This window comes from Arthrobacter sp. TMN-49 (genome assembly GCF_054511095.1).
Genome location: NZ_JBTNDH010000063.1, coordinates 1 through 4,887, shown reverse-complemented (window position 1 = coordinate 4,887; position 4,887 = coordinate 1). Strand labels below are relative to the sequence as shown.

The following is a 4,887-nucleotide window of genomic DNA, read 5'->3' as shown; positions in this document are numbered from 1 at the left end:
ACTTCTGGCAAGCTGACGGCACCATCAACCCCGACTGGCAGCCCAACAGCCACAACCCAACGGAGGAACCCGAACCCGCAAACCCGTCGGAGAATTACAACTTCTAACCCTTCAACAACCTCGAAGCATCACAAAACGATTACACCACTCCACGGGACTTGACCCTGAGCCAGAACCGTCCTCACCAGGTATACAACTTTCGACCCCCTGAATCGACAGGACTAGCTATGGATTCTCAGCAACGAAAGCCCATCAAGTGGTGGCCGTTTGGGTTTTTCCTGCTTGCCTTCGGAGCTGCAAACGTAGTCCTGATACTGGTTGAGGCTCCCACTTGGGCAAGGCTAATTCCCGTCTGGATCCTGTTGGCTGTTTCGGTAACTGCCCTGGCTCTGCTTGTCATTCGACGCAGTCGCAATGACAGAGACTCGGGCCGCTAAAACCTGTACACGCGCGCGATGGGAATTGAGCACCGCGGCAGGGGCTGCAACGCGGACACAGGTTCAGCCCATCCCCTCACGGCGTTCCCGCTTAGGGTTCGTCTTGGGGACGCAATGAGGCCTGTGCACCGCTCTCCGGAGCACGCTTGATTGCCATGGTGCCAGCGCAGGTACAGTTGGGCGATGACGATCGATTTTGAACTACGTAGGGCTGAGCTAGAGGACGTCCAAGGACTGGCGAGAGTTCACGTGGACACCTGGCGAGAAACCTACCGGGGATTGATGAGTGACGCTGCACTGGACGACCCCTCGCTCTTGAGCTGGTGCGAGAAATTCTGGGACGCAGCCCTAACCGATCCAAAGTACAGTCAGAACACGGTCGCTGTTGCTTCGCATGAAGGCACGCTGGTCGGTATTGCAATGTCAGGCCCCGCCGATGACGAGGCCGACGCGCCACGCCAGCTGTTCCTCCTGTACGTGTACGCCGCGTTCCACGGTTCGGGCATGGGCGTGGCACTACTCGATGCAGTTATTGACCCAACCGCCCCCGCTTCGCTCTGGGTGGCTGATCCTAACCCACGGGCACAAGCCTTCTACCGAAAGAACGGCTTCGTCAACGACGGGACAGTAAGGATCGAAGACGACGTACGTTCAGTCCGAATGATCCGAACGCTCTTAGCAGCAAACGTCCGTTAAGGGTTCCCACATGCGGAACGGCCAAAACTGCCAATCTGAGTTGCGATTTAGCCGCCAACGGAAGTCAACAGTCACAGGGCTGTCACGGAATCCACCTTCCATGTCGCGCTTCTCGCGGAACGGGCGGTCGGAATACTCGGGGTTGTGGCCGGTGAGCGTGAGGTTGCCGAGGGTGTGCAGGTAGCGGTCGTGAACAGTTTCCCAGTCCGCGCCCAACGCGTCCTGCCAAACCGGTGTCGGCGCACTTGACATTGTTTGGAAACGGGGGTCCCCTGATGCACGGTGATCCCACGATTCTGAGCACGTAGAAGACGGCCGAGTCGGCGGGGGCTGTGGGTGAAGTCGCTCCAGACGAGGTACTCGATACGGATCGAGCCGCCGCCGACAACGATCGGCCACTGAGCGCCCAGCTCAGCCGAGCGTCAGAGGTCGGCGCGACCGTGTCGAAACTTAGCCTTCTTGGCGCGGTTGCCGCAGATGTTCATCGAGCACCAGCGCCGGTTGCGCGCCTGGCTCGTATCGACATACAGCCCGCCGCAGTCCGGGTTCTCGCAGGTCTTAACTCGGCTTCGCCGCTCACCTCCGAGGGCCATGATCGCGTCACGCGCGATGAGTCCGAGACTGGCACGTACCTGATTGCCGCCCTCGGCCTCCCAACGCATGCCGTCCATGTTGAGCACCGGGAAGGTCTGCGTTTCCTGGGCGAGCGTGTTGATGAGCGTCATATCGGGGTGCTTGGTCGGGGACCCTGCTGCGATATCAGCTCCAGCGCGGTGGATGGCCTCGCGCAGCCGTCGCGCCAGCGTCAGATCTGAATCGGTGGCGTTATCTCCGCCGAGTCGCAGGTTGTTCATCGCAAACCAGTCGTCCAGACGTCCGCGGTCTGGCAACCGCTCCACGGGCTGACCACTGCGGTCACTGAGGGTAGCAGTGAAGCGGAACGCGAGCTGTTCGTTGTCAAGCCGAAAAGCCGGAACCTCAGCCACGTGCGCACCGATCCGCACATCCTCAACCTTGACCTTGACCATGGAACCACTTTAGACGGTTCCACCTGGATAGTCGATGCTAGGATGGAACCGCTTGAACAGGTTCCAATAGGAAGGTGGAGGAAATGGTTGTTGATGTGACCGTGGTCGGTACCGGAGGGATGGGCGCGGCGATCGCGCGCAACCTTATTAATGCTGGGTACAGGGTGGCGGTATGGAACCGCGACCACGCCAAGCTCGCTTCGCTGCTAGAAGCCGGCGCTGTCGACGTAGTTCATGCTCGAGAGGTGTTCGTCTCCTCGCCGGTCGTGTTCTCTGTGCTGGCCGACGACCAGGCGGTGCGTGAGGTGATCCTCGACAGCGGGGCACTCGCGGCAGCCCCTGCGGGAGCGGTGCACGTGAATTTCGCCACGATAAGCCCTGCCCTGGCCGAGGAGGCCGCCGCGCGGCATGCCGAAAAGCGCGTCGGTTATGTCGCGGCCCCGATGTTCGGCGGTGTGCCGGTGGCCCAGGCGGGAAACCTCAACATCGTCACAGCCGGCGAGGCCGAGCTCGTGGAGCGGGTGCAGCCGTTGTTGGACGCGATCAGCGCACGCACGTGGCCGGTCGGGACCGAGCCGCAGCGAGCGAACGTAGTCAAGGTCGCCGGGCAGGTGCTCATCGCCTCAGCGATCCAATCCATGTCTGAGGCGGTCAGCATCGCCGAGCGCGGGGGTATCGATGCCAGCACTGTGGTGGAGCTGTTCACATCGACCATCACACCCGGCCCTGTCTACACGAACTACGGCGGGCTCATCGCCGCAGAGAAGTACACACCCGCGGGGTTCACCCCAGTACTTGGACGTAAGGACGTCGACCTCGCCCGCACGCAGGCCGCATCGACCGCACTGCGACTGCCCGTGGCCGATCTGCTCTCCGAGCTGCTGACCGAGGCTGTCGATACGGGGCACGAACGCGACGACTGGGCTTCACTCGCCGACCTCCAGCGACGCCGCGACCTCTCCGAGACCGACAAGTGAGCGCGACCATCGACACGACAGTCGTCGTCTTACCACCCCGGCTGCCCTGGGCGGGATTGCTCGCACTCTCGGCGGCCGGATTCCTGGCGATCTTCACCGAGACAATCCCTGCGGGCCTGCTCCCGCAACTCGCCGCAGGCCTCGGCATCTCCGAGTCCGCCGCAGGCCAGCTGGTCACCCTCTATGCGATCGGATCGGTCGTGGCTGCGATCCCGCTGGTCGCCGCAACACGACGAATGAGCCGTAAGAAGGTGCTGCTGGCGGCAGTGGCAGGGCTACTGGTTTTCAATACCATCACCGCGATCGCACCGTGGTATCCGCTCATCCTCATCGCACGCGTCGTCGCCGGAGCGGCGGCCGCCCTGACGTGGGGGGTGCTACCTGGGTATGCTCGCCGGATGGTGAACCCCGCCCAGCAGGGGCGGGCGCTGACCGTCATGGGGATCGGGCAGCCGATCGCGCTGGCCGCTGGGGTGCCGCTTGGTGCGCTGGCCGGATCGCTGGTCGATTGGCGATGGGTGTTCGTCGCTATCTCCGTCGCCGCGGTCGCGCTGACGATCTGGATCGCCGCGTCGGTTCCCGACGTTCCCGGCCAGGCAGTGGCAATCCGCACCCCGCTGAGTCGCGTCGTGATGCTACCGGGCATTCGTGCCGTACTGGCCGTCGGCCTGGTGTGGGTGCTCGCCCACAACATCCTCTACACCTACATCGCCCCGCTGCTCGACGGAACTGGGCTGCGCCTCGAAATCGGGCTGGCGATCTTCGGCGTTGCCTCATTCCTCGGCATCACAGCAACCGGCGTCATCATCGACCGAGCCTTGCGCGCCGCTGTCCTCGGCGCGCTCGTCTTAATGACGATCGCGAGCCTCACCCTCACCGGTCCCGCTCTCGGAGTGATCGTCATTGGCGCGACCGTGGCCGTCTGGGGGTTCAGCTTCGGCGGCGCACCCGCTCTCCTGCAGACCGCGCTAGCCGACCGCGCGGGTGATCACACCGATGCAGCACAGTCGGTGTTCGTGACCGTGTTCAACCTCGCGGTCGCCGGCGGCGGAGTCGTCGGTGGAGTCATGCTCGCCGCGACCACTACCCCGACCCTGGCATGGACCGCGGCTGCGCTGGCGGCGCTCGCCCTGCTCATCGTGATCGCGCGACGCGCCGCATTCCCCAGCGGACACCGCAGGCCCGGAAGCTGATACTAGGGTCGATGAGCTGGATCGGACGCGGACTGCGTGATTCGCGGAGGCAGCCTTTCCGCGTCGGGCATCCCAGCTACTTACGTTGAATGCGCCCAGGTACGAGGCTGTGTTCCAAGACCCGATCTCCAGCAATTGCTGGAAACCGAGGCAAGAACCCTGTGGATCATCCGCGGGGTTCTTTGCTTTCCTTGGCCGGCTGGATCAATCTGAAGGACCGCCAATAAAGTTGACAGGCAGTGCAGAACGAGGCCCCATCCTGACGCAGCAACTTTTCGCGTTGGTTGAGAGGCAGGGATACGACCTGCGCCTATGGGCATGCTCCATCACTGAGCACCCATCCAAGCGCGTAAGTCGTCCCGTAGAGCGTTCCACGTATGGGCACCAGGGGCGATATTCAGCGCTGCGAAAAAGCCGCCATTTATCGCCGCCATCCACACCCCAAGGGGGATGCGGCGGGGCAGATAGCTGACGGCTCCGAGCTCGTGCGTCGCTGGGCAGTGAGGCGAACATCTTAAGGACAGGCTTGGTTGTGCCGCTGATTTCGGCGGGTGGA

5 protein-coding genes are annotated in these 4,887 nt (G+C 63.0%); 3 read left to right on the top strand and 2 right to left on the bottom strand.

Annotation, left to right across the window (positions count from 1 at the left end; translation table 11 throughout):
- The first annotated feature begins 620 nt into the window (after nt 1-620).
- Nucleotides 621-1,133, top strand: a complete 513-nt coding sequence (locus ACX80E_RS17020) for a GNAT family N-acetyltransferase (RefSeq protein WP_459303248.1) — start codon at nt 621-623, stop codon at nt 1,131-1,133.
- Here the strand turns inward: ACX80E_RS17020 and ACX80E_RS17015 are convergent.
- Nucleotides 1,113-1,385: a GmrSD restriction endonuclease domain-containing protein gene (locus ACX80E_RS17015; RefSeq protein ID WP_459303247.1), complete on the bottom strand. Its 273-nt coding sequence runs from the start codon at nt 1,383-1,385 to the stop codon at nt 1,113-1,115. The genes ACX80E_RS17020 and ACX80E_RS17015 overlap by 21 nt on opposite strands.
- 170 nt (nt 1,386-1,555) lie before the next feature.
- Nucleotides 1,556-2,161 carry a CGNR zinc finger domain-containing protein gene (locus ACX80E_RS17010; RefSeq protein WP_459303246.1) on the bottom strand — a complete coding sequence of 202 codons (606 nt, stop codon included), beginning with the start codon at nt 2,159-2,161 and terminating at the stop codon, nt 1,556-1,558.
- 83 nt (nt 2,162-2,244) lie between these two features.
- On the opposite strand from ACX80E_RS17010, the gene ACX80E_RS17005 reads away from it, so the two are divergent.
- The gene (locus tag ACX80E_RS17005) at nt 2,245-3,138 is read left to right on the top strand and encodes an NAD(P)-dependent oxidoreductase (protein WP_459303245.1); all 894 of its coding nucleotides are present in this window, start codon (nt 2,245-2,247) and stop codon (nt 3,136-3,138) included.
- Nucleotides 3,135-4,331, top strand: coding sequence for an MFS transporter (locus ACX80E_RS17000; protein ID WP_459303244.1), 1,197 nt, complete (start codon nt 3,135-3,137; stop codon nt 4,329-4,331). The genes ACX80E_RS17005 and ACX80E_RS17000 overlap by 4 nt, the downstream gene beginning before the upstream one ends.
- Nucleotides 4,332-4,887 lie beyond the last annotated feature (556 nt).